The following is a 22012-nucleotide window of genomic DNA, read 5'->3' as shown; positions in this document are numbered from 1 at the left end:
TCAGAACGAACAGGCTCTCCGAAACTAGGAAGATTATCTGGAAGAGTCTTTCAGAGAGTCAGTTCGGCAAGTTATATGCAGTCCGAAATTCCTCATTCTGGCCATGGGGTTGATGTGGTTTTGCGCATCCGACTCTGCGTGGGTGCGCATCGAACTCTGCGCGGCCGCGTATCGGATTCTGCGCCGGACCGGCGACGTGGCGTATCGGAATCTGCGCGGCCGCGTATCGGATTCGGCGGGGATTCCGGCCCGCGCCGGTGGATAACGGGGACGGAACGCGGGCGGGCTGGCGTATCGGACTCTGCGTGGGATCGGGCGGCGGACGGACCCCGTATCGAACTCTGCGTCGCGCGGGGCCGGAGGGGGGCCGCGGTCACCCGGCCCCGGTCATGCGCCTGCATTCGGGGGCGGGCCGGGAGTGGGGAAGCGTGGATTGCCGGGACAAGCCCGATCGAACCGGGTCCGCGGCGTCCGAATCGTGGCATGGCAGGATCGGGCCGTTCTCCCGTTCGCCGGACGAACGCGCCCCTGTGCCGCGGACCGAGGGGCGATGAGCATCGAGGAGAAGATCGCCGGGATCCACGACCCGGACCTGCAGGCCGAGATCGAGGCGGCGCGCGGCGGCTTCCTGTTCGCGCAGATCGTGGAGCACGTGCTCCACCGTCAGCGCGAGCGCGATGCCCAGGCCGCCCTCCTGGGTGAGGAGGAGAGCCGCCGGGCCGGCCTGTCGCGCGACCAGCGCCGCCGCGACGCGGTGCGCCTCGTGATCGAGAGCGAGCCGGCGCTCCCGTCGAGCCTCCAGCACATCCATTCGGTCCTGGCGCTGTGCGGCCTGCCCTACCGCGACCCCGGGCCGGTGCGCGAATTCTCCCGCAGCTACGGGCGCAACTCCCTCAGCCTGATCGCCGGCCGGATCAAGGATCCGGAGACAGGCGCCTTCGAGCCCCAGGGGCTGCCCTACGGCCCGAAGGCCCGGCTGGTCTTGCTGCACCTCTGCACCGAGGCCGTGCGCCAGCGCAGCCCCACCGTGAAGGTGGCCGAGACCCTGTCGGGCTTCATGCGCGAGATGGGCTTCGCGGTCACGGGGGGCGAGCGCGGCACCATCCGCCAGTTCAAGGAGCAGCTGAACCGGCTGGCCGCCTGCTCCATGCAGATCGGCCTCTGGGACGGGCGCGACAGCGCCACCACCCTCAACGTTCCGCCGTTCCGCAGCCTGGAACTGTGGCGCCCCCGCGCCGGCGAGGGGGCCGACGAGGCGGGGCGCACGGTGCGCTTCGACCCCGAATTCTACGAGACCCTGATCCGGCACGCCCTGCCGGTGGACGTGCGGGCGGCCCGGGCCTTCTCGGGCTCGGCGCGCAAGCTCGACCTGCTGTTCTGGACCGGCTACCGCCTGCGGTCGCTGCAGCGCCCGCTCCGCCTGACCTGGGCCAACCTCCACGCGCAGTTCGGCGCCGAGAACGCCTCGATCCGCAGCTTCCGGCAGGCGTTCAAGGCGGATCTCGCGCATCTGCGCGAGGTCTTCCCGCGGCTGCCGCTGGTCCTCGACGAGGGCGGCCTGACCCTGCATCCGGCCGATCCGAGCACGCTGCTCGTGCCGCCCAGGCCGGCCGCCAAGGGAATGCGCAAGCGGGCAAGGGAATAGGGCTCGCCGGAAGGAATATTCCTACCGTTGCTCAGGCGTGACGGAATATTCCGACGTTGAGCATTCCCACCGGTGCTGAGAACGGGTAGATGTTCCCTCAGGTCGGAGGGACCATCGCGTGGGCCTGTCGGAATCCGAGATCGAGGCGCGGCTCGCCGCGTTGCGGCGCCAGCGCGAGGCCCTCGACCGGCAGATCGCCGACCTCATGCTCTACCTCGAGCTCGGCCGCCGCCTGGGAGCCGCCGGATCCGGGGCGAGGGCGGCATCGGATCCGGTCCCCGAGACGGGGGCGCGCCTTCGCGGAGACCCCGCCGACGATCCGGCGCTGGGGGACCCGGGCGTGCCGGGGGATCGGTCCGGACCGGCGGCGGAGGATTCCGGCGCGCCGCGCGGACGACGGGGGGCGGAAGCGCGTCCGGAAGTGCGTCCGGAGGCGCGTCCCGTGGTCCGGACAGATGCCGCCGGCGCCCGCGGCGCCATCCCGCCGGCCATCGCTTTCACGGAGGATGCCGCCGGGGCCCGCCGCTACGGCCGGGCCGTGGTGGAGGCGGCCTGCGCGGCGATCGGGCGCGCGGGCCGGCCGCTGCACGCGGCCGAGATCCTGGAGGTGCTCGTCGGGCAGGGCTTCACCCTGCCCGGCCGGGATCCGGTGGCGGCCCTCAACACGCGGCTGTGGAAGCGGTCCGGGCCGGGCGGGCCCCTGAGCCGGGTCGGTGAGGCCACCTACGCCCTGGCGCCGCCGGATCCGGAACCCGCCCGAGGGGGCCCGGTCACGCAGACGTGACGCCCGGCCGGGTCGCCCGCGCCCGCATGTTCGGGCACGCCGGCCGGCGCGGCCGACCGCCTGCGGGTCAAGCCGGGCATCGGCAGCCTCAGCCGGGGAGGGCGTGCCATGGACACGGACATGAACACCGTCATGGACCCGATCGGCGTGATCGGCCGGCATTGGACGACCGGGACGCCGCGATGACGGCGGCCTTCGCGACGCCGGCCGCGCAGGTGTGTATCTTCCTTCTCGGCTGCGCGGTGATCCACGCCGCCCGCGCCCATGCGGATCTGATCACGCGGCCGCTCGCGGTCGCGGCCGTCGCAGCGGCCGTGCTGGTCCTCCTCGTCGCCTCCCTCGTCGCTTCTCGCGACCAAGCCCCGGAGGACGGCGAGACCTTCGACGCGGTCGCGGTCTACGGGGCTTCCTGAGCCGGCGACCGGGTCCGGGGCAGAGCCCGGCACGGCCCGGGCGGACCGCTCAATTGACGAGGCAGAAACCGAGACCGGTGCCGACCCGCCGCTCCTGCGCGCACCACGGCTTGGGCGTGGCGGACGGGGCCTTCAGGCTGGCGGTCGTCTGCGCGGCGTCGGCCGCGGTGCTGCGGAGCGCGAGGCTGCCGGGGGGCGTCGGGACCGGGTCGGGACGGGCCGCGTCCGGATCGGGAACGGATCCCAGGCGCAGTCCCGGCGCCACCCCGCCGTCCGGCATCGGGACGGGGGCGCTCGCCGCCACCGGCTGGGCGGGATCGGGCGGATGCAGCGTCGCAAGGCCGGGCATGTCCTGCGCCGCCGCGGCGCCGCACAGGACCAGGCATGCGGCCGAAGCCGCGAGGAACCTGATCATCGACGAAGCTCCTGACGAGTACCATTCCGCGGCCGATCCCGCGCAGCGGGCCTGCCGTAGCGGCGAGTCTGGCGGTCCGCCCGTTAAGGGGGCGCAAAGATTCAGGATTAACCGGTTGTGAAAACGATGGAATTCCGGGTTCCGACGAACCCGGGCGGCTCCCGGCCCGCGTCGGGACGGACCGGAAGGCGGCCCCGTCGACCGGTTGCCGCGACCGTCTGCCGCGACGCGGACAGGCCCGGGGGCGCCGTCCGCTCGGATCCGCGTGGAAACATCGGGGCGCCGCCGCAGGACCTACGGTCCCGCCTTCGGACCCCGCCCGCCCCGCGTCCGCTTCGGGCCCGCGTCCGAACGGCCTGCTCCGACGCGCCCTGTGCCGAAGGGTCTGCCCCTTCGGCACAGGGCTTCCTAGTGGGCCGGGGCCGCCACCGCGGCGGCGAGCCGGTCGTGCGGGACTCCCGACCCGCCGACCACGGCGATCCGGCTGCCGGCGGCGCTGCGCCGGCTCGCCCAGTCGCCGATCATCTCCAGGCAGGTGTGGTCGATGGCCGCGAGGTTGTCGGTGGCGAGGCGGACCTCGCCGCCCTCGGGGGTACGCTCCAGGGCCGCCGTGAGGCTCGGAAGCTGCAGGAAGGTCGCCGCCCCCGACAGGCGCAGCTCCGGCACGCCGGGCACCTCCGGGGCCGCCGCGTGCTCGATCCGGAGCCGGCCCTTGCGCAGGCTCGGCAGGGCCTGGATGAGGCTCAGGGCGAGGCCCGTGAGCACGCCGGAGAGCAGGTCCACCGCCACCACGGTGGCCATCGTGGCCAGCCAGATCGCGGCGGTCAGCCAGCCGTAGCGGGCCTGCAGGTGCAGGGCGTGGGCCGGGCTCGCCAGTCGCCAGCCGGTGACCACCAGGATGCCGGCGAGGCTCGCGGTCGGCACCAGGGCGAGCAGCCAGGGCAGGGCGAGCAGGAAGGCCAGGATCCAGGTCCCGTGCATCACCGTGGCGGCCCGGCTCACCGCCCCCGCCTGGACGTTGGCCGAGGAGCGTACGATCACCCCGGTCATCGGCAGCGCGCCGAGGAGTCCGCAGATCAGGTTGCCGATGCCCTGGGCGCCGAGCTCCCGGTTGAAGCGGGTGCGGGGGCCGTCGTGCATCCGGTCGACAGCGGCCGCCGAGAGCAGGCTCTCGGCGCTGGCGATCACCGCGATGACCAGGGCCATGATCAGGATCTCGGCCTCGGCGAGGCGCGCCCAGGCCTCGGCCCCCGGCAGGGCGAGTCCGGAGAAGAGCGCCTCCGGCACCGCCACGCGCTTGACGGCGAAGCCACCGAGGCCGGCCGCCAGGCTGCCCGCCAGCACGCCGACGAGCGCCCCGGGCAGGAGCCGGAGCCGCGCCGGGCGCAGCCGCTCCCAGGCGATCATCGCCGCGATGGTGAACCCGCCGACGATCACGGCGCCGGTGCGGTCGCCCGTGCCGGTGACGAAGTCGAAGAACGCGGCCGGGATCGCCACGAGGTTGTCCAGGCCGCTCGCCCGGGGGAGGGCGTCGGTCAGGACGTGGATCTGGGCCAGGACGATCAGGATCCCGATGCCGGCCAGCATGCCGTGCACCACGGCCGGCGAGATCGCCCGGAACCAGCCGCCGATCCGCAGGGCGCCGGCGGCGAGCTGGACGAGGCCCGCCACCACCAGGACCGGGCCGAGGGCGTCGAGCCCGTGCGCCTGCACGAACCCGTACACGATCACCGCGAGCCCCGCGGCGGGCCCGCTGACCTGGAGCGGCGAGCCCGCGATGAGGCCGACCACGATGCCGCCGACGATGCCGGTGACGAGACCGCGTTCCGGCGGTACGCCGGACGCGATGGCGATGCCCATGCACAGGGGCAGCGCCACCAGGAAGACCACCACGGAGGCGGGCAGGTCCCGGGCGAGGTTCGTCCGGATGGCGCCGCCCGGGGCGAGGGCGGCGGTCAGGCTGCTGGGGATCCGCATGGGTCAGGCCGCCTGCAGGCGGCTGCCGGTGGAGGAATCCTGCGCCACGGGCATGTCGGCCCCGGCGATCGGCCGGAAGCGCCCGTTCGCGCCGTCATAGGCCAGGAGGGCGCCGGTCTCGATCTCGAAGAACCAGCCGTGCAGCCGCAGGGACCCCTTGGCGAGGGCGGCAGCGACGCTCGGATGGGTGCGCAGGTTGGCGAGCTGGACCACCACGTTCTCCAGGGCCAGGGCGTGGTGACGGGCCTGCGCGTCCATCCCCTCGGGATAGGCCTCGCAGACGATCCGCTCGGCGGCCTCGGCGTGGCGCAGCCAGGACGCGACGCTGGGCATCCGCTTGAGCAGATCCCGGTTCATCAGCCCCTTCATGGCGCCGCAATCGGAATGGCCGCAGACCACGATGTCGCGCACGCCCAGCGCCACCACGGCATACTCGATCGCCGAGGAGACGCCGCCGACCACGTCGGAGGCCGGGGGCACGATGTTGCCGGCGTTGCGGCAGACGAACAGGTCCCCCGGCCCCGCCTGGGTGATGTGCTCCGGCGAGACCCGGGAATCCGCGCAGGCGATGATCAGCGCGCTCGGCTGCTGACCGTCGCGCACGAGCTGCTGGTACATCTGCCGCTGTCCGGGAAAGACGTTGCCCTGGAAGCTGGCGATGCCCTGGATGATGTTGTTCATGAAGGGGTCTCTGACGCTGGGAGAACCGGGGGAGAAACCGGGGCGGGCACACCGCTCGGGCCGCACGACCCGTCCCAAGGGGGGCGGGTCGTGCGGCCCGAGCGGTCGGGTCGGGGTGAAGGTCCCCCGGCCAGGCCGGGGGGAGGAAGGCGAGCCGTCCCGGAGCCGGGTGGGCGGTCTCAGCGTCGGGCCCGGCGGGGCTCTACGGTTCCGGACGCCCAGTGGGGATCGACCGCGCGGCGGCGCGCCACCGTGGTGCCGGCCCTCTCGTGGAGCATCGGCGCTCCGAGGAGCTGACCGGTCCCGGCGCGCTGCGAGTGCAGGGAGCGCGGGTCGTGATGGGGATCGCTGACGTAGGAACTCATGTGGCCCCCGCCGGCGGCCTGGCGGCTCCCGCCGCCGCCTTCGCCGGCCTGCGCGGCCAGGGGCGCGCCGAGGAGTCCGGCCAGGAGGCCCAGGGCGAGGCCGACGGTGGTGCCGCGGATCGGGACGTGTCGTGACTGGGGCATGGCGTTTCCTCGCGCGTTCGTCTTGTGGCCGGGGACACCGAATCCCTGCCGGTCAGTCGAACCTAGTCAAACTCTTGCAAATCTCATGTGCGTCTCAGCACATCACATCAATAAAGACTTTAATCCATCACCAATGTACTACAGAGTGTGTTTGCGCACGTCTTTGTCTCGTCACGAAATCAGCGCCGGGATTAAAGCCGGATCTGGTTCCGATGCGCCGGATCGGGCTCTGTCGGACCGTGGGGCCGGACCGTGGGGCCGGGCTAAGGGGCCGGGCTAAGGGAATGCACGGCCGCTGTCCCGACGCCGTGAGGCGGGGTCGATGTCGGGGTGGAACGGGAGGGAAAGCCGATCGGGCCGGAGCGGGATCAGGCCCGTCCGGCCTGCAGACGCGGCGTGGGCTGCGCGGCCGCGCGGCCGGGGGCGGGCAGGGGATTGGCCGCCCTGTAGACGACGCCCGCAGCCTCGTAGGTCAGGCTGGCGGTCCTGTTCCCGGCAAAGCCCCGCTCCAGCAGGCGGGTGCCGAATCCCTTCCGCGTCGGCGGGACGACCGGGGGGCCGCCGCACTCGCACCATGTCACCCGGAGGGTATCGGTGTCTGGGCCGGCCTCCACCGTCCAGACCAGCGCCGCGCGACCGCCCGGAACCGACAGGGCGCCATGCTTGACCGCGTTGGTGCACAATTCGTGCAGGATCATCGTGAGCGCCAGCGCGCCCTCGGGCGGCAGCCGCAGGTCGGGACCTTCCAGGCTGATGCGCGGCGGCAGCGCACCGGATGAGGTCTGGCTCGCCAGATCGCTGCCGGACCGAGCGCCCCCCGGGACTTCCGCGCCCAGGAAGGGCCGCATCGCCTGGGTCGCGACGCCGCGCAGGTCCGCGCTCGCCCAGCTCTCGCGGGTCAGGATGTCGTGGGCCCGCGACAGGGCGAGCAGCCGCGCCTCGAAGGCGTCGCGCCCGGCCGCGGCGTCCCCGCCGAGGTTCTTCAGGCTCTGGGCCGCCATCGCCTGCACGGTGGCGAGGGTATTCTTCACCCGATGGTTCAGTTCATCGATCAGCAGCCGGTGGGTGTCCGCGCGCCGGGCGAGCTCGTCCGCCGCCGCGCCCAGGGCGTCGGCGATCATCGCGCCTTCGCGCACGAAGGCGCGGGGCAGCGGCGGCGGCCGCTGGTCGCGGCCCAGCGTCTCGGCGGCCACCGCCAGGTCCAGCAGCGGGCGGGCGATCAGGCCGGCGAGCAGCCACGCGAGCAGTGCCGCCGCGAGCGCCACCACGCTGCCCGCCACCAGGATGTCCCCGCGCAGGGCCGCCACCGCGGTCAGGGCCCGGTCGGCCGTCTGCCGCACCACCACCTGCCAGCCGAGACCGGGATAGTCCCGGTGACCGGTCGTGGACGCGTGGGCGCTGAGATATGCCGCGGCGCCGTCGGGCCAGGGCCCGACCCGGCTCGTGCCCTGCGGATCGAGGGATCTGTCGCCGGTCAGGACCGCCCGGGGCAGGGCGGCGCCCTGCAGGGCGGGCGGACCGAGGAGCACGGTGCCGTCGCGGGACAGGATCAGGATCTCGGCCCCCTGGCGATGGCCCCGGAGCGCGCCTTCGAGGATGCGCGCCATGTCGCGCGCCCAGGTCCAGTCGAGATGGGCGGCCAGCACTCCGAGGACGCGGCCGTCCGGCGACCGGACCGGGGCCGCGACATCGACGAGGCGCAGCGGCTCCCGCGCCGCCCCGCGCGCACCGGTGTCGACCGGGGGCATCAGACTCTGGAGGAGCTTGGCCGGATGCACGTCCCCGACATAGGGTCCCTCAAGGCCGCCGCGGAAATAGTCCCGGCCGGAGACGTCCGCGCCCTCCAGGGCGCCCGTGCTGGTCGCGGATACGCGCCCGTCGGCGTCGACCAGCCCGATGATCGAATAGGCCGGGTAGGTCGCCTGGAGCCGCTCCATCACGGCGCGCTTGGCCGCCGTCGCGGTTCCGGGATCGCGCAGGCTGTCCGAGGCGGCGGCGATCTGGATGTCGCGCCAGCGCTCGAACATCCCGATATCGAGGTTCCGGGCCATCTGGCTGGCGATCTCGGTGAGCTGGCCGCCGACCTCCGCCTCGAGCCGTCGGGTCGCCTCCCGGCTCACAAGGGCGGCGAGCGCCAGGGTCGCCAGGAAGCCGAGGGTGCCGAAGCCCAAAGCCAGGACGACGCGCAGCCGCGGCGTGCCCCATCCGCGGCGGCGGCGGTCGGCCCGGTCCGCGGGATCGGCGCGGGCCGCCGCCGCAGGGGTTTCCGATCGCGCGACCGCTTGCATCCGATCTCCCTCGGATCCGGCCGGCTCCCGGAGGAGGGAGATCGCGCCCGCACCCCCGTCTCAGCACGCGCCGCGGGCCTCAGCAAGACGGGAGCGGTCTCCGGCGATGCGAAATTTCTATCGGGAGTTGTAAATACGCCCGGAATCGTCCCATTGCCCAGATCGTCAGCCCTCGAGGAGGGCATGGGCCGCCCGGACAAGGATCCCGCCCGGCCGGCGCAGGGCGTCGAGCACCGAGAAGTGCTCGGCATCGGGCACCGGCAGCAGGGCCCCCGGGGCGTGGGCCGCCGCCCGCAGGGCGTGCAGGTTGCGGGCGTCGTGGATCAGCGCCGGCAGTTCGCGCGAGCCGTAGGCGATGCAGAGCGGCTTCGCCACCGCCGGACGGCGCAGGGGGGACAGGGTCTCGACCTCCGCGTCGGTGAGGCTCAGCTTGGCGTCCAGCTCGGTCTGGCGGATCGGCGCGAGGTCGTAGACGCCGGAGATGGCCAGCCCCGCCGCCACCGCCGGATGGCCCAGATGCAATGCGGTGAGCAGCCCGCCGGCCGACCAGCCCGACAGGATCAGGGGGCCGCGGATCCCGTGCGCGGCCCCGTGGGCGGCGAGCCAGTCGAGGGCCGCGCCGATCTCCGCCACGATCCGGGTGAGGCTCGCCTCCGGCGCCAGGGTGTAGCCGACCATCGCCACCGACCAGCCGGCGGCGTTCGGGCCCTGCGCGAAGCAGGCGAACAGCTCCCGCGCGCCGCGCTGCCAGTAGCCGCCATGGATGAAGACCAGGCAGGGCGCCGCCCCGTCCCGGGCCGGGTAGAGGTCGAGGGCGTTGCGGGGGCCCGGGCCGTAGGGCACGTCGAGGCCCGCCGGATGCGCGGCCCGGTAGGCGGCCGAGGCGGCATTCCGGGCGGCCACCTGGGCGGCGCTGTCGGCCACCGCGCGGGTGTTGTCGTAGCAGGCGTCCCGCGCCTCCTGCGCGAGGGCGTTCCAGCGGCGGCGCGGATCCGCGGGGGTCGGATCGTCCAGGCGGAACTCCAGCACCATCGCGTCCGTCTCAGGCCTTCGGTCGCCCGCACCATGGCAGGCGGTCGGGCCCGGGTCGAGGCGGATCAGAAGCCGGGCCAGGCCCCCGGGAGGGTGCCGCCGTAGCCCCAGCCCGTGAAGGGCGGGGCCGCGACCCGCTCGCGCGTCGCCGGAGCGAAGGCCGGGACGAGCGGCCGCTGCCAGACCCGCCAGTCCGGCCGGTCCCGCGCCGCCCTTCGGGCGAGGGTCCGGTCCATGTCGGACGCGACGCGATGGCGCGGCGTCCCGGCCTGTGGCCGGGCCTCGGCCGGGGCGGCCAGCAGCAGGGCCGCCGGCAACAGGGTCGCGAGGATCGGGGCGGCGCGGATCGGAGCGGGACGGCGACGCATGGTTCGGGCTCCCAGGGGCGGTCTCCGGCGGCCTCCACCGAGAGCGACGCTCGGACGCCGCACCGGTTCCCGGGACCGGTCGGGCGGTCCGGGCGTTGCCCGGGATCCCCGAAGCGCCGAAAACCCCGTAGGAATCCGGGCGCCCCATCCGGGCCGATTCGCGCGCGGTTGCAGGACGCCATCCATGACAGAGCCCGCACAGACCGTCCTGCCGCCCTCCGGCCCGCCCGATCCGGTGGCGCTGCTCGGGACGCTCGTCGCCTTCGACACGGTGAGCGACCGCTCGAACCTGCCGCTGATCGACTGGGCCGAGGCCTATTGCCGGGGCCACGGCGCCGCGGTGGAGCGGGTGCCGGATCCGACCGGCCGGAAGGCGGCGCTGCTGGTCAGCGTCGGGCCGTTCGAGACCCGCCCCGGCTACGTGCTCTCCGGCCACAGCGACGTGGTGCCGGCCGAGGGCCAGCCCTGGTCGTCGGACCCGTTCGCCCTGCGGGAGGCGGGGGGGCGGCTCTACGGGCGCGGCACCTCCGACATGAAGGGGTTCCTCGCGGTCTGCCTCGCGCTCCTGCCCGAAATGGTCGCGGCGGATCTCGCCACCCCGATCCACCTCGCGATCTCGTACGACGAGGAGGTGGGGTGCCTCGGCGTGCGCCCGCTGATCGCCCGGATGCTCGAGCGCGTGCCGCGGCCGCTCGGCTGTTTCGTGGGCGAGCCCACCGGGATGGATGTGGTGGTCGGCCACAAGGGCAAGTCGGCCGCCCGCCTCACCTTCCGGGGCAGGGCCAGCCACTCGGCCCTGGCGCCCCAGGGTGTCAACGCGGTGGAATACGCCGCCCGCTTCATCGAGCATGTCCGCCTGTCCGCGGAGGCCATCGCCCGGGACGGGGCCCGCGACCCGCTCTACGACGTGCCCCACACCACCGGCCTGTCGAGCGTGGTCCGGGGCGGCACGGCGCTCAACATCGTGCCCGACACCTGCAGCGTCGCGTTCGAGTACCGGGCGATCGGCGCGGACGATGCCGCGGCGCTGGCGGCCGCGGCGATCGGGTACGCCACCGGGACGCTGGCGCCGCTGATGCGGGCCGGCGATCCGGCCTGCGGCGTCGATGTCGAGCCGCTGATCGATTATCCGGGCCTCGACACCGATCCGGAGGCCGAGATCGTGACCCTGGCCAAGCGCCTCGCGGGCCGCAACGGCCACGCCAAGGTTTCGTACGGCACGGAGGGTGGGCTGTTCGAGCGGCTCGGCGGCGTGCCCGCCGTGGTGATCGGACCGGGCTCCATCGCCCGGGCCCACCGGGCCGACGAGTACGTCACCCGGGACGAACTTGAGGCGTGCGCGGGCTTCGTGCGGCGGCTGATCCGCACCTGCACGACCGGCTCAGCGTCCTCGTCGCGAGGGGCGCTCCCAGTCTGAACCAACATCCGCGCCGGTCGAGCGCGCTTCCGGCCCGCAGAGCGTCCGCCGCGCGGCGCGAACTCACCAGGGGATGCGGCCGAAGCGGTCGACCAGCCGCCGGGACTCGGCTTCGCTCTCGGCTCTCGACGTCCCGCCCTGGCCGACATCCGAGCTTCCGGAGCCGGGATGCACCAGGCGGCACACCAGCGGCAGGACGAAGTTGTGGCGCGCGAGGTGTATGTTGGGGCCGCCGAGCCGAAGCACGTTGGCGTGCCACGGGCGGATCTGAACGGCGTTCTCGAGAGTGCCGGGCGCCGTCGCCTCGACGAGGTGGGCGCGGCGCAGGCCGGTCTCGGCTGAGGCGTCCGAGTCTGCGTTGCCGGGATGCCGCCCGTGATCGAAGACGCGCTGCGCACCGCCGGGGCCGGCCCGCACGGGGCGCTTCGGGGGCCAGGATCTGCACGCGGCCGGCGGGGCCGCGCGAAACCTTTGCGCCGCTCGCGGCTTGGATCAGCGCCTTGGATCGGCGGCCCGAACCGGGCCGGATCGGGAGACCGTTCAGCGCATGGCCAGCCTCAGCGTCGCAATCGCGTTCAGCGTCCGCCTGCTCCTCGTGCTGCTGTTCCTGCCGTTCAGCGCCCTCGACAAGATCCTGAACTTCCGGGGCGCGGTCGGGCAGGCGCGGGAGGCCGTGCATGCCACGGCGCCCGCAACGGTGCTGATCCTGATCGGGCTCGGCGTCGAGATCGGGATGTCGCTCTGCATCCTGACCGGGGTCGCCGACCGGGCCGCCGCCTTCGTGCTCGCCGGCTATTGCGGGGTGACGGCGCTGCTGTGGAAGCAGTTCTGGGTGCCGGGGGATTTCTGGGCGGGGGGCAAGGGCCGCGCGCTGTTCTGGGATTTTTTGAAGAACTTCGCCCTGGCGGGCGGCTTCCTGCTCATCACCTTCGGCACGGGCGCCGGGACGGTCCAGGACTTCCTCGCCGATCCCCTCGGCTCGACCCATCCCTACGCGATCGCGGACCGGGCCCGGCCGTAGCGGGGCCCGGCGCGGCGGGAGCTCAGCCCTTCGGCACGGTGGCCGCCATGGAGGGCCGGCGCTCGAACTGCGCGTACCAGGCCGCGACCGCCGGACGGCCCTCCCGCCACGCGAGATCGGGAAAGCGCAGGTCCAGGTAGCCCAGCCCGCAGGCCATCGCGACCGTGCCGATATCCAGTGCCGGCATCCCGCCGACCAGGCTCTCGAACCGGTCCAGCGCCGCGCGGATCTTGCCGATCTGGCCGGCCTCCCAGGCGTCCCAGCGCTGGGGCTCGGGGCGGAGCACGCGCTCGTAGCGGGCGAGCAGCGCGGCATCGAGCAGCCCGTCGGCCAGCGCCTGCCGGGTCAGCGCGTCCCAGCGGGCGGCGCCTTCGGGGAACAGGCGCCGCCCGGACGAGAGGCCGTCGAGATACTCGCAGATCACCCGGCTGTCGTAGAGGGCGGTGCCGTCCTCCAGGATCAGGGCGGGAATCTTGCCCAGCGGATTGTGGGCGGCGACCTCCGCGGAGGGCCCGGTCGGCGAGGCCCCGGCGACGGTGACGGCGATCCGGTCGATCAGTCCCGTCTCGTGGGCGAGGACCAGCACCTTGCGGGCATAGGGCGAGGCGGGGGAGTAGAGGAGCTTCATCGGACCGTCCCGGTTGGTCTTAGGCGCCGTGATCGCGGCGCCGGGACCTTGCACCGATGCCGCGGGGAATCCAGCCCCCGGCGCCCCGCCGGAGGCTCAGACCTTCCGGGTCATCCTGGAGCCGGCATGGACCACCCGGCTCCGGCTCCGGCTCGGGCTCGGGCGTCGCGCCCGCATCCGCGAGCGCCAGACGAGGATGGCGCTCGCCACCCGATCGAGGGCGAGCATGCACAGGCTGCCGACGATGGCCAGCACGCAGGCGGCCCCGATCAGGACGCCCCAGATCCCGGGAGCCGGGATGATCATCAGGCACAGGAGGCCGAAGACGGCCGCGCCAGGAATCCATTTCGCCATCGCGCCGTCCGCCTGAACAAGAAGGGTGTCGCTCGGACGGAACCTGCGCCGAGACCCTTAAAGAGTGCTGGATCAACTGATGTTCAGGCCTGAGATTTTATCTTCAGGCTATTATAATATGTCAGTATAGGTTTATATGCGGTAAACTTGCCGTTGCGTTCGAGCGGAGATTGACCTTCCGAGGCCGGGTCCTAATCCACCAGCGACATGGTGCGCCCGGTGCTGACCAGATGGTAGAAGCGGCCGTCGAACATCTCCATCACCGCCTCGGTGGCGGCGTGCGATTCCGGGCGGATCGGAGAGGCGAGGCAGGCATCCAGCGCCGCCTGATCGGGGAAGTCCATCTCCAGGATCATGGCGATCGGCCGCGCGTCGGCGTCCTTCGAGACCACGCGCTGGATCCGCACGGCGGTGACGCCCGGGAATCGCCGCCAGAACGGCTCCAGCTCGTCCCGGACCCGGCGGAAGAATTCCTCTTCCCGGGCGTCGCGCACCCTGCCCTCGTAGATCGCGGTCCTGGTCAGCATCGGGGTGTCTCCCGGAGAATCCAGCGTCAACCGGCGGCGGCCGGGATCGCTCCGGCGGAGAGCGTGGGTGGCGGTGACAACGCGCAGCGGCTGTCGGTGAAATCGGCCGCCGGCGGGACGGGCGGGCTTCTCCCCTGCGGCCGATCGGCGTATCCAGGGACAGCCCATCGTGACGATGCGGGAGAGACCGGGATCTTCCCAGCAGAGGGGACCCGGCGCCGACGGAGCAACCGCCCCGGAAACTCTCAGGCACCGGAACCGTGTCGTCAGGGCGATCTGGAGAGAGGTGCAGCGGGGGAACCCGTGGGCACCCGCCGAAGGGGACGTCCGTACTTCGCCGCGCCAGGGCGGGACGGATCAAGCTCTCAGGCACCGGGACAGATGGGGCGCGCAACCGGCCGACCGCTTGAGGCGGCCTCCACGCGTCCACGTCCCGGAGTCCAAGCCCATGACCCACATCGCCGTGATCGGCGCCGGCATCACCGGCGTGACGACCGCCTATGCGCTCGCCCAGCGCGGCTACCGCGTCACCGTCCTCGACCGGCAGCGCTACGCCGCCATGGAGACCTCCTTCGCCAATGGCGGCCAGCTCTCGGCCTGCAACGCCGAGGTCTGGAACAAGCTCTCCACGGTGATGCAGGGCCTGCGCTGGATGATGCGCCGGGACGCGCCGCTGCTGATGAATCCCAAGCCTTCCTGGCACAAGCTGTCCTGGATGGCCGCGTTCGTCCGCGAGATCGCCCATTACCGCGAGAACACCGTGGAGACCGTGCGGCTGGCCCTGAAGGCCCGGGAGGCGCTGTTCGCCATGGCCGAGGCCGAGGGGATCGACTTCGACCTGAAGACCCGCGGCATCCTGCATTTCTACCGGGACCGGGCGAGCTTCGAGAAGGCGACCGGAGTCAACGCCCTGCTGCGGGAGGGCGGCCTCGAGCGCTACGCCGTGACTCCGGAGGAGATCCGGGCGATCGAGCCGACGCTGGCCGGGACCTATCACGGGGGCTTCTTCACGCCCTCCGACGCCACCGGCGACATCCACAAATTCACCCGGGGGCTCGCCTCCGCCTGCGCCCGCAGGGGCGTCCGCTTCGTCCAGGACGCCAGCGTCGAGACGATCGCGCCGGGGGAGGGGGGCTATGACATCGGCTGGCGCGCTGCGGGCCATCCTGCCGGGGACACGCAGGTCCTGCAGGCCGACGCGGTGGTGATCTGCGCGGGCTGCGCCAGCCGGCACTTCGCCGCGATGCTCGGCGACCGGGTCAACGTCTACCCGGTGAAGGGCTACTCGATCACCGTGAACCTGCTGACTCCGGAGGCCCAGAAGGCGGCCCCCGAGGTGAGCATCCTCGACGAGGCGGCCAAGATCGTGACGAGCCGGCTCGGCGACGAGCGCCTGCGGGTCGCCGGCACCGCCGAGTTCAACGGCTTCAACCGCGACATCCGCCACGACCGGATCCAGCCGCTGGTCGACTGGACCCGCGAGCAGTTCCCGCTGGTCGACACCGACCGGGTGGTGGCCTGGAGCGGCCTGCGCCCGATGCTGCCGAACATGCTGCCCAAGGTCGGTCGCGGCCGCCGGCCCGGGGTCTTCTACAACACCGGCCACGGCCATCTCGGCTGGACCCTCTCGGGGGCCACCGCCGAGATCGTCGCCGGGGCGATCGCCGCCGAGCACGCCCCGGAGCGGACGATCCTGCCGCTCGCGGCCTGAGAGGCCCGGGTTTCCAAAGGGCTTGAAGCCCTTTGGCGGGTTGTCGGGGCGGAGCCCTGACGAGGCGGGCCCCGCCCGCCTCGGCCCGGCGTCGTCTCCGCGAGAAGGGAGGCGCGCCGACCAAGATTATTTTGTATTATCTTCCCGAACCGCCCCGGAAACCGAGCCGCGATGCCTCCATCTGCCGCCTATCTCGACCCCGCCACCGGCGCGACCTACCCGATCGAGACGCCCCGCTGGCGCTCGGAGACGGGCGGTCCGCTGATGATCACGGACCTGCCGGGGATCGGACGCGGGGAGATCGACACGGCCAAGCGCTCCCTCTGGCGCTACGCCGCCGCCCTGCCGGTGGCGGTCTCCGACCCGGTCTCCCTCGGGGAGGGCTGCACCCCGCTGGTGCACCGGCCCTGGCGGGGCGGCCATGCCCATTTCAAGCTCGAATGGTTCGCGCCCTCGGGCAGCTTCAAGGACCGGGGCGCGTCCGTGATGCTGTCGATCCTGCGCCAGCAGGGGATCGACGCGGTGCTGGAGGATTCCTCCGGCAACGGCGGCGCCGCGGTGGCGACCTACGCGGCCGCCGCCGGGATGCGGGCCAAGATCCTGGTCCCGGCCTCGACCTCGCCGGCCAAGACCGTGCAGATGCGCGCCGCCGGCGCCGCGGTCGAGCTGGTGCCCGGCACCCGCCAGGACACCGCCGACGCCGCCGTGCGGCAGGCGGAGGAGATCTTCTACGCCAGCCACAACTGGCAGGCCCATTTCCTCCAGGGCACCAAGACGCTGGCCTACGAGCTGTGGGAGGATCTGGGCTTCTCCGCGCCCGACGCCGTCATCATCCCCTGCGGCGCGGGCAGCAACATCCTCGGCTGCGACATCGGCTTCTCGGAGCTGCTGCGCCGGGGGGAGATCGCCCGCCTGCCGCGGCTCTACGCGGTCCAGCCGGCCCATTGCGCGCCGCTCCATGCCGGGTTCGCGGCGGGCGCCGACGATTTCGTGCCGGTGACCCCGCGCCCGACGCTGGCCGAGGGCGCCTCGATCGCCCAGCCGGTGCGCGGCCGCGAGGTCTTGGCGGCGCTCCGCCGGTCCGGCGGCGGCACCGTGGCGGTCTCCGAGGCGGCCATCGAGGCGGCCCTGATGGAGCTCGCCCGCACCGGCCTCTACGTCGAGCCGACCTGCGCCATGGCGGCGGCGGCGCTCTCCGACCTCACCGCAAGCGGCGCGATCCGGCCCGGGGAGACCACCGTGGTGGTGCTCACCGGCACGGGCATCAAGGCGACGCCGCGCATCGCCGAGCTTCTGGGCCTCGCCCCGTGACCCAGGCCCGCTGACCAAGACATCCCGATCAAGACACCCCGATCCGGAGGAGACGGACCATGCGCAACAACATTCCCGCCTGCGTCGGCATGCCGGTCGAGGAGATCGACACCCCCTGCCTGATGGTCGATCTCGACGCCTTCGAGCGCAACGTCGACACGCTCGGCCGCTTCATGAAGGAGCACGGCCTGCGCCACCGGGCCCACGCCAAGACGCACAAATCCTCCGACATCGCGACTGTGCAGATCGAGCGGGGCGGGGCCTGCGGCGTCTGCTGCCAGAAGGTCAGCGAGGCCGAGGCGCTGGTGAGCGCCGGCATCCGCGACGTGCTGGTCTCCAACCAGGTGGTGGCGCCGAAGAAGATCGAGCGCTTGGCGGCGCTCGCCAAACGGGCGCGGGTGCTGGTCTGCGTCGACGACCTCGGCAATGTCGACGACCTCTCGGCGGCGTCCGTCCAGTATGGCGTCACCCTCGAATGCCTCGTGGAGATCGATGTCGGCGCCGGCCGCTGCGGCGTCGCCCCGGGCGAGCCCGCCTTGGTGATCGCCAGGGCGATCGCGAAGGCGCCGGGCCTGCGCTTCGCGGGTCTGCAGGCCTATCAGGGCAAGGCGCAGCACGTGCGCGACTACGGCGAGCGCAAGGCCCTGATCCAGACGGCGATCGACGAGACCAGGCGCACCGTCGACCTGCTGAAGGCCGAGGGGCTCGCCTGCGATATCGTCGCGGGGGCCGGCACCGGCAGCTTCGCCCTGGAGGGCGGCAGCGGCGTCTACAACGAGCTGCAATGCGGCTCCTACGTCTTCATGGACGCGGACTACCAGCGGGTGAAGGACGCGGACGGCCGGCCGATCGCGGAATTCGAGAACAGCCTGTTCATCGTCACGGCGATCATGAGCAAGGCGAAGGCGGATGTGGCCATCTGCGATGCCGGCCTGAAGGCGCAGAGCATCGACAGCGGCCTGCCGGTGGTGTTCGGCCGCGACGACGTGGCGTACATCAAGTGCTCGGACGAGCACGGGGTGATCAGCGATCCCGGCAACGTGCTCAAGCTCAACGAGCGCCTGAAGCTGATCCCCGGCCATTGCGACCCGACGGTCAACGTCTACGACTGGTACGTGGGCGTGCGGAACGGCCGGGTCGAGGCCGTCTGGCCGGTCACCGCCCGCGGCATGACCCTGTAGGGGATTCCGAAGGGCTGAAGCCCTTCGGCGGGGTGTCGGGGCGGCGCCCCGACGCTCGGGCGTCCCCGACCGCAGGGCGCCGCCCTGCACCCGCGAAGGGCACGCCCTTTTGAAACCCGGACTCTGGAGGTCTTCGAATCCATGCGCTTCATCTCGGAAGAGGACTCCGCGGCCCTGGTCGACCACGCCATGGCGTTCGAGGCGGCCCGGGAGGCGCTGATCGCGGCGGTCGCCCCGGGCACCACCCTGTTCCCGGCGGTGCTCGGGCACGGCTCGGAGCCGACCAACCGGTTCTCGATCAAGTCGGGCTCGACGGCCGACTATGCCGGCCTGAAGGTCGGCTCGTTCTGGCCGGGCAATCCGGACCGGGGCCTGCCGCGGCACAATTCGGTGATCCTGCTGTTCGACCAAGATGTCGGCCGGGTCGACACGGTGATCGAGGCGGGCCGCGTCAATGCCTACCGGACCGCCGCCGCCGACGCGGTGGCGGCCAGCGTCCTCGCCCGGCCGGATTCGGCGGTGCTCGCCGTTTTCGGGGCGGGGAACCAGGCGGAGTTCGAGTGCGCGGCGCTCGCCCGGATCCTGCCGATCCGGACGGTGCTGGTGGTCGCCCGGGACGCCGCCAAGGTCGCGGGCTTCGCCGAGCGCCTGGCGGGGCAGGGGGCCTCGGGGATCGCCGTGCGGGCGGCCGCGCCCCGGGAGGCCTGCGCGGCCGCCGACGTGATCGTCACGGCGACGCCGGCCCGCGCGCCGCTGTTCGAGGCCGACTGGGTCCGCCCCGGCACGCATGTCGCCGCCATGGGGGCGGACGCGAAGGGCAAGCAGGAACTGCCCCCGGCCCTGCTGGAGCGGGCGCAGCTGTTCTGCGACCTGCCGGAGCAGTCGCGCACCATCGGGGAGTTCCAGCACGCCTCCGCGGGGGCTTCCGCCGGCCTGCGGGCCCTCGGCGACGTGCTCCGGACCGGGGAGGGGGGCCGGACCGATCCGGAGGCGATCACCGTGTTCGACTCCTCCGGCATCGCCCTGCAGGACCTGACCATCGCCCGGGCGATCCTCGCCAAAGCCGACGCGCGCTTGTAGGGGAGGCCGGCGCCGGCCCTCCCCCGCCCCGGCGGAGGACGGACGGCATGCAGGACAGGCAGATCCGGGTCATCGGCATCGGCACGGGCGACCCCGAGCACCTGACCCTCCAGGCGGTGCGGGCGCTCGCCGACGTCGACGCGGTGTTCGTCCTCGACAAGCGCGCCGAGACCGCCGACCTCGTCGAGATCCGCCGCCGGATCTGCGCGGCCCATATCGCCAAGCCCCATCGGGTCGTCACCGTGGAGGACCCGCCCCGGGAGCGCCGCCCGGCCGATTACGGCGGCACCGTCGCGGCCTGGCACGCGGCCCGGGCCGAGCGCTTGGAGGCGGCCTTCGCCGCGCATCTCCGGCCGGGGGAGGTGGGGGCGATCCTGGCCTGGGGGGACCCGGCCCTCTACGACAGCGTGCTCCGCATCCTCGACCGCATCGCCGACCGCGGGCGCGTCGCCGTCACCCGGACGGTGATCCCCGGCCTGACGAGCGTGCAGGTGCTCGCCGCCCGTCACGGCGTGCCGCTGAACGGCATCGGCGGGTCGGTGCTGATCACCACGGGCCGCCGCCTCGCGGCGGGCTGGCCGGCGGACGCCGAGAGCGTCGTGGTGATGCTCGACGGCGACCCGGCCTTCGGCCATCTCGACCCGGACCTGACGATCTACTGGGGCGCCTATCTCGGCGGCCCGGACGAGATCCTGCTCTCCGGCCGGCTGGGCGATACGGGCGACGCGATCCGCCGGGTCCGGGCGGAGGCCCGGGACCGCCACGGCTGGATCATGGACATCTACCTGCTGCGCCGTGACCGCGCCGCCACGGACAGGACCGGCAAACCCGCTTAGACCGCCGCCATGCTGCGCCTGCGGGACTATCAGCGCGCCAGCCTCGACGCGCTCTCGGCCGCCTGGGCGCGGGGAGGGGCGGACGACGCGGCGCCCGGCCACCTGATCGTGCTGCCCACCGGGGCCGGCAAGGCGCTGGTCATCGCGGCCCTCGCCCGGGAGACCCTGGAGCAAGACCCCCTCGCCCGGGTGGCGATCGTCACCCACAGCCGCGAACTCGTCGCCCAGAATTTCTCGGAACTGAGCCGCGCCTGGCCGGAGGCGCCGGCCGGGATCTTCTCCGCCGGGCTCGGGCGGCGGGAGGCCGACGCGCAGGTGCTGGTCTGCGGCATCCAGTCGGTGGCCGACCGGCTCGACGCGGTGGGGCCCCGCGACCTCGTGATCGTCGACGAGGCCCACCTGATCCCCCGCGCCGCCGACACCCGCTACGGCCGGTTCCTGGCGGGCCTGCGGGCGATGACCCCCGGGCTGCGGGTGGCGGGCTTCACCGCGACCCCCTACCGGCTCGATTCGGGCCGCCTCGACGCGGGCGAGCACCGGCTGTTCTCCGGCATCGCCTACGAGGCCGACACGTTCACGCTGATCCGGCGCGGCTTCCTGGCGCCCCTCGTCTCCAAGGCGACGCTGACCCAGCTCGACGTCTCCGGCGTCGGCCGGCGGGGAGGCGACTACATCCCGGGCGAGCTGGAGGCGGCGGTCAACCGCGACTGGATCACCCGCGCGGCGGTCGCCGAACTCGCGGAATACGGAGGTTCCCGCCGGGCCTGGCTCGCCTTCTGCGCCGGCCTCGCCCATGCGGACGCCGTCCGCGACGCCGTACGGGTGGAAGGGTATGCCTGCGAGAGCGTCTCGGGCGAGACCCCGCGCCGGGAGCGCGACCGGATCGTGGCGGCGTTCCGGGCCGGACAGATCCGCTGCCTGACCTCGGTGGGCGTGCTCGGCACCGGCTTCAACGTCCCCGAGGTCGATCTGGTGGCACTGCTGCGCCCGACCCGCAGCACCGGGCTCTACGTGCAGCAGGTCGGCCGGGCGCTGCGCTGCGCCCCCGGCAAGGCCGACGCGCTGATCCTCGATTATGCCGGGCTGGTGCGGATGCACGGTCCCGTGGACGCCGTGACGGTCCGGAGCGCCACCCAGGGCCTGAGCGGGGCAGGGGCCCCGCGCGCCAAGCCCTGCCCCGGCTGCGGCGCCCTGATCGCGCTGAACGCCTCCACCTGCGAGGCCTGCTGGACCGAGCCGGAGGTGGACGCGGACGCCGAGGCCCCGCACGAGGCCGCGGCCGATGACGAGCTGGCGATCCTCTCGGCGGATCCCGGATTGCCGGATCCCGAACCGGCCGGCCCTGCCCCCGCGCCGGAGACCGGCGGGTCCGGGGCCGCCTGGCATCCGGTCACGACCCTGAACCTGGAAGCCGCGCCGGACGGACTCGACCTCGTGCTCGGCTGGCGGGACGGCGCCGCCGAGGCCGGCTGGCGCGTGCGCCTGCGGCCGGAGCGCAGCGGCTACGAGCGGGAGAAGGCGGTGTCCTGGTGGCGGGGTCTCGGCGGCGGGCGCGACGCGCCGATGACCGCCGCGGGCTTCCTGGAGGGCGCCGGGAGCCTGGCGCGGCCGGCCGCCGTCCGTGTCCGACCGGGCCGCGTATCGGAGCAGATCGAGTGTCGCACCCGCGAAGGCCGGATCCTGGGCGAGCGCCGGACGCCCGGTCCCGCCGGCTGACGCCGTCTCCGGATGATCGCTTCGCCGCCATCGGCGCGCCGCAACGGCCCCGACGGGTCCGGAGGCCGTCCGAGGGGCGGGACCGGGGAGGGCGCTCGAACGGCGCTCGAACGGCCCT

The 22012-nt window shown here is 73.3% G+C and carries 22 protein-coding genes and 2 riboswitches; of the genes, 11 read left to right on the top strand and 11 right to left on the bottom strand.

Going from position 1 to position 22012, the window contains the following annotated elements; translation table 11 throughout:
* Positions 1-550 precede the first annotated feature (550 nt).
* From BM396_RS26555 to BM396_RS26545, 3 genes are all read left to right on the top strand, one after another.
* Entirely contained in the window at positions 551-1645 is a 1095-nt protein-coding gene (locus BM396_RS26555) for a replication protein RepA (RefSeq protein ID WP_043385909.1), read from the top strand.
* A gap of 118 nt (positions 1646-1763) precedes the next feature.
* A complete protein-coding gene (locus tag BM396_RS26550; RefSeq protein WP_043385913.1) occupies positions 1764-2429 on the top strand; it encodes a hypothetical protein in 666 nt (221 codons plus the stop codon).
* Positions 2430-2611: 182 nt separating this feature from the next.
* Positions 2612-2842 carry a hypothetical protein gene (locus tag BM396_RS26545; protein WP_043351523.1) on the top strand — a complete coding sequence of 77 codons (231 nt, stop codon included), beginning with the start codon at positions 2612-2614 and terminating at the stop codon, positions 2840-2842.
* A gap of 49 nt (positions 2843-2891) precedes the next feature.
* Here the strand turns inward: BM396_RS26545 and BM396_RS26540 are convergent, their stop codons facing one another.
* From BM396_RS26540 to BM396_RS26510, 7 genes are all read right to left on the bottom strand, one after another.
* The gene (locus tag BM396_RS26540; protein ID WP_043385916.1) at positions 2892-3257 is read right to left on the bottom strand and encodes a hypothetical protein; all 366 of its coding nucleotides are present in this window, start codon (positions 3255-3257) and stop codon (positions 2892-2894) included.
* A 408-nt stretch (positions 3258-3665) separates the two neighbouring features.
* Positions 3666-5234, bottom strand: a complete 1569-nt coding sequence (locus BM396_RS26535; protein WP_236961467.1) for a SulP family inorganic anion transporter — start codon at positions 5232-5234, stop codon at positions 3666-3668.
* Positions 5235-5237: 3 nt separating this feature from the next.
* Positions 5238-5915: a carbonic anhydrase gene (locus tag BM396_RS26530; RefSeq protein WP_043385918.1), complete on the bottom strand. Its 678-nt coding sequence runs from the start codon at positions 5913-5915 to the stop codon at positions 5238-5240.
* A gap of 179 nt (positions 5916-6094) precedes the next feature.
* Positions 6095-6424 (bottom strand): hypothetical protein, encoded by a 330-nt coding sequence (locus BM396_RS26525; RefSeq protein ID WP_051044734.1) that lies wholly within the window; start codon positions 6422-6424, stop codon positions 6095-6097.
* Between the two features lie 368 nt (positions 6425-6792).
* Positions 6793-8712: a sensor histidine kinase gene (locus tag BM396_RS26520; RefSeq protein WP_043385921.1), complete on the bottom strand. Its 1920-nt coding sequence runs from the start codon at positions 8710-8712 to the stop codon at positions 6793-6795.
* Positions 8713-8877: 165 nt separating this feature from the next.
* Entirely contained in the window at positions 8878-9744 is an 867-nt protein-coding gene (locus tag BM396_RS26515) for an alpha/beta hydrolase (RefSeq protein ID WP_043385924.1), read from the bottom strand.
* Positions 9745-9809: 65 nt separating this feature from the next.
* Complete coding sequence (locus BM396_RS26510; RefSeq protein ID WP_043385927.1) at positions 9810-10112, bottom strand: hypothetical protein; 303 nt, start codon at positions 10110-10112, stop codon at positions 9810-9812.
* Between the two features lie 184 nt (positions 10113-10296).
* Between BM396_RS26510 and argE the strand changes: the two genes are divergently transcribed.
* Complete coding sequence (gene argE, locus BM396_RS26505; RefSeq protein ID WP_043385931.1) at positions 10297-11529, top strand: acetylornithine deacetylase; 1233 nt, start codon at positions 10297-10299, stop codon at positions 11527-11529.
* A gap of 63 nt (positions 11530-11592) precedes the next feature.
* On the opposite strand, the gene BM396_RS26500 is transcribed toward argE, so the two are convergent.
* Positions 11593-11946, bottom strand: a complete 354-nt coding sequence (locus BM396_RS26500) for a hypothetical protein (protein ID WP_043385933.1) — start codon at positions 11944-11946, stop codon at positions 11593-11595.
* A gap of 130 nt (positions 11947-12076) precedes the next feature.
* Between BM396_RS26500 and BM396_RS26495 the strand changes: the two genes are divergently transcribed.
* On the top strand, positions 12077-12550 hold the full coding sequence (locus tag BM396_RS26495; protein ID WP_043345382.1) for a DoxX family membrane protein: 474 nt from the start codon (positions 12077-12079) through the stop codon (positions 12548-12550).
* Positions 12551-12572: 22 nt separating this feature from the next.
* On the opposite strand, the gene BM396_RS26490 is transcribed toward BM396_RS26495, so the two are convergent.
* From BM396_RS26490 to BM396_RS26480, 3 genes are all read right to left on the bottom strand, one after another.
* The gene (locus tag BM396_RS26490) at positions 12573-13178 is read right to left on the bottom strand and encodes a glutathione S-transferase (protein WP_043385937.1); all 606 of its coding nucleotides are present in this window, start codon (positions 13176-13178) and stop codon (positions 12573-12575) included.
* 96 nt (positions 13179-13274) lie between these two features.
* On the bottom strand, positions 13275-13532 hold the full coding sequence (locus tag BM396_RS26485) for a hypothetical protein (RefSeq protein WP_043345387.1): 258 nt from the start codon (positions 13530-13532) through the stop codon (positions 13275-13277).
* 191 nt (positions 13533-13723) lie between these two features.
* Positions 13724-14059, bottom strand: coding sequence for a hypothetical protein (locus BM396_RS26480; protein ID WP_043345389.1), 336 nt, complete (start codon positions 14057-14059; stop codon positions 13724-13726).
* Between the two features lie 168 nt (positions 14060-14227).
* Positions 14228-14330, top strand: a riboswitch (glycine riboswitch).
* 3 nt (positions 14331-14333) lie between these two features.
* Positions 14334-14442: riboswitch (glycine riboswitch) on the top strand.
* Positions 14443-14507: 65 nt separating this feature from the next.
* Between BM396_RS26480 and BM396_RS26475 the strand changes: the two genes are divergently transcribed.
* The 6 genes from BM396_RS26475 to BM396_RS26450 all read left to right on the top strand — a co-directional run bounded on the left by BM396_RS26475 (position 14508) and on the right by BM396_RS26450 (position 21894).
* The gene (locus tag BM396_RS26475) at positions 14508-15770 is read left to right on the top strand and encodes a D-amino acid dehydrogenase (RefSeq protein ID WP_043385940.1); all 1263 of its coding nucleotides are present in this window, start codon (positions 14508-14510) and stop codon (positions 15768-15770) included.
* A gap of 171 nt (positions 15771-15941) precedes the next feature.
* On the top strand, positions 15942-17081 hold the full coding sequence (locus BM396_RS26470; RefSeq protein ID WP_043385943.1) for a threonine synthase: 1140 nt from the start codon (positions 15942-15944) through the stop codon (positions 17079-17081).
* A 59-nt stretch (positions 17082-17140) separates the two neighbouring features.
* A complete protein-coding gene (locus BM396_RS26465) occupies positions 17141-18262 on the top strand; it encodes a DSD1 family PLP-dependent enzyme (protein WP_043385946.1) in 1122 nt (373 codons plus the stop codon).
* A 141-nt stretch (positions 18263-18403) separates the two neighbouring features.
* On the top strand, positions 18404-19342 hold the full coding sequence (locus tag BM396_RS26460) for an ornithine cyclodeaminase family protein (protein WP_043385948.1): 939 nt from the start codon (positions 18404-18406) through the stop codon (positions 19340-19342).
* A gap of 47 nt (positions 19343-19389) precedes the next feature.
* Positions 19390-20178, top strand: coding sequence for a precorrin-6A synthase (deacetylating) (gene cobF / locus BM396_RS26455; protein WP_043345401.1), 789 nt, complete (start codon positions 19390-19392; stop codon positions 20176-20178).
* Between the two features lie 9 nt (positions 20179-20187).
* Positions 20188-21894: a DEAD/DEAH box helicase gene (locus BM396_RS26450; RefSeq protein ID WP_043385951.1), complete on the top strand. Its 1707-nt coding sequence runs from the start codon at positions 20188-20190 to the stop codon at positions 21892-21894.
* The last annotated feature ends 118 nt before the right edge of the window (positions 21895-22012 follow it).

Source organism: Methylobacterium sp. UNCCL125 (genome assembly GCF_900116795.1).
GTDB lineage: Bacteria > Pseudomonadota > Alphaproteobacteria > Rhizobiales > Beijerinckiaceae > Methylobacterium > Methylobacterium fujisawaense.
Note: the sequence above shows the minus strand (reverse complement) of the source record. Positions and strands in the feature narration are given on the sequence as shown.

Bases quoted from the DNA above. Each gene is read 5' to 3' on its own strand.
- BM396_RS26465 (WP_043385946.1), top strand. From the start codon at position 17,141: ATGCGCAACAACATTCCCGCCTGCGTCGGCATGCCGGTCGAGGAGATC.
- BM396_RS26510 (WP_043385927.1), bottom strand. From the start codon at position 10,112: ATGCGTCGCCGTCCCGCTCCGATCCGCGCCGCCCCGATCCTCGCGACC.
- BM396_RS26520 (WP_043385921.1), bottom strand. From the start codon at position 8,712: ATGCAAGCGGTCGCGCGATCGGAAACCCCTGCGGCGGCGGCCCGCGCC.
- BM396_RS26450 (WP_043385951.1), top strand. From the start codon at position 20,188: ATGCTGCGCCTGCGGGACTATCAGCGCGCCAGCCTCGACGCGCTCTCG.
- BM396_RS26470 (WP_043385943.1), top strand. From the start codon at position 15,942: ATGCCTCCATCTGCCGCCTATCTCGACCCCGCCACCGGCGCGACCTAC.
- BM396_RS26490 (WP_043385937.1), bottom strand. From the start codon at position 13,178: ATGAAGCTCCTCTACTCCCCCGCCTCGCCCTATGCCCGCAAGGTGCTG.
- argE (WP_043385931.1), top strand. From the start codon at position 10,297: ATGACAGAGCCCGCACAGACCGTCCTGCCGCCCTCCGGCCCGCCCGAT.
- BM396_RS26545 (WP_043351523.1), top strand. From the start codon at position 2,612: ATGACGGCGGCCTTCGCGACGCCGGCCGCGCAGGTGTGTATCTTCCTT.
- BM396_RS26515 (WP_043385924.1), bottom strand. From the start codon at position 9,744: ATGGTGCTGGAGTTCCGCCTGGACGATCCGACCCCCGCGGATCCGCGC.
- BM396_RS26495 (WP_043345382.1), top strand. From the start codon at position 12,077: ATGGCCAGCCTCAGCGTCGCAATCGCGTTCAGCGTCCGCCTGCTCCTC.
- BM396_RS26535 (WP_236961467.1), bottom strand. From the start codon at position 5,234: ATGCGGATCCCCAGCAGCCTGACCGCCGCCCTCGCCCCGGGCGGCGCC.
- cobF (WP_043345401.1), top strand. From the start codon at position 19,390: ATGCAGGACAGGCAGATCCGGGTCATCGGCATCGGCACGGGCGACCCC.
- BM396_RS26480 (WP_043345389.1), bottom strand. From the start codon at position 14,059: ATGCTGACCAGGACCGCGATCTACGAGGGCAGGGTGCGCGACGCCCGG.
- BM396_RS26475 (WP_043385940.1), top strand. From the start codon at position 14,508: ATGACCCACATCGCCGTGATCGGCGCCGGCATCACCGGCGTGACGACC.
- BM396_RS26540 (WP_043385916.1), bottom strand. From the start codon at position 3,257: ATGATCAGGTTCCTCGCGGCTTCGGCCGCATGCCTGGTCCTGTGCGGC.
- BM396_RS26460 (WP_043385948.1), top strand. From the start codon at position 18,404: ATGCGCTTCATCTCGGAAGAGGACTCCGCGGCCCTGGTCGACCACGCC.
- BM396_RS26525 (WP_051044734.1), bottom strand. From the start codon at position 6,424: ATGCCCCAGTCACGACACGTCCCGATCCGCGGCACCACCGTCGGCCTC.
- BM396_RS26530 (WP_043385918.1), bottom strand. From the start codon at position 5,915: ATGAACAACATCATCCAGGGCATCGCCAGCTTCCAGGGCAACGTCTTT.
- BM396_RS26485 (WP_043345387.1), bottom strand. From the start codon at position 13,532: ATGGCGAAATGGATTCCTGGCGCGGCCGTCTTCGGCCTCCTGTGCCTG.
- BM396_RS26555 (WP_043385909.1), top strand. From the start codon at position 551: ATGAGCATCGAGGAGAAGATCGCCGGGATCCACGACCCGGACCTGCAG.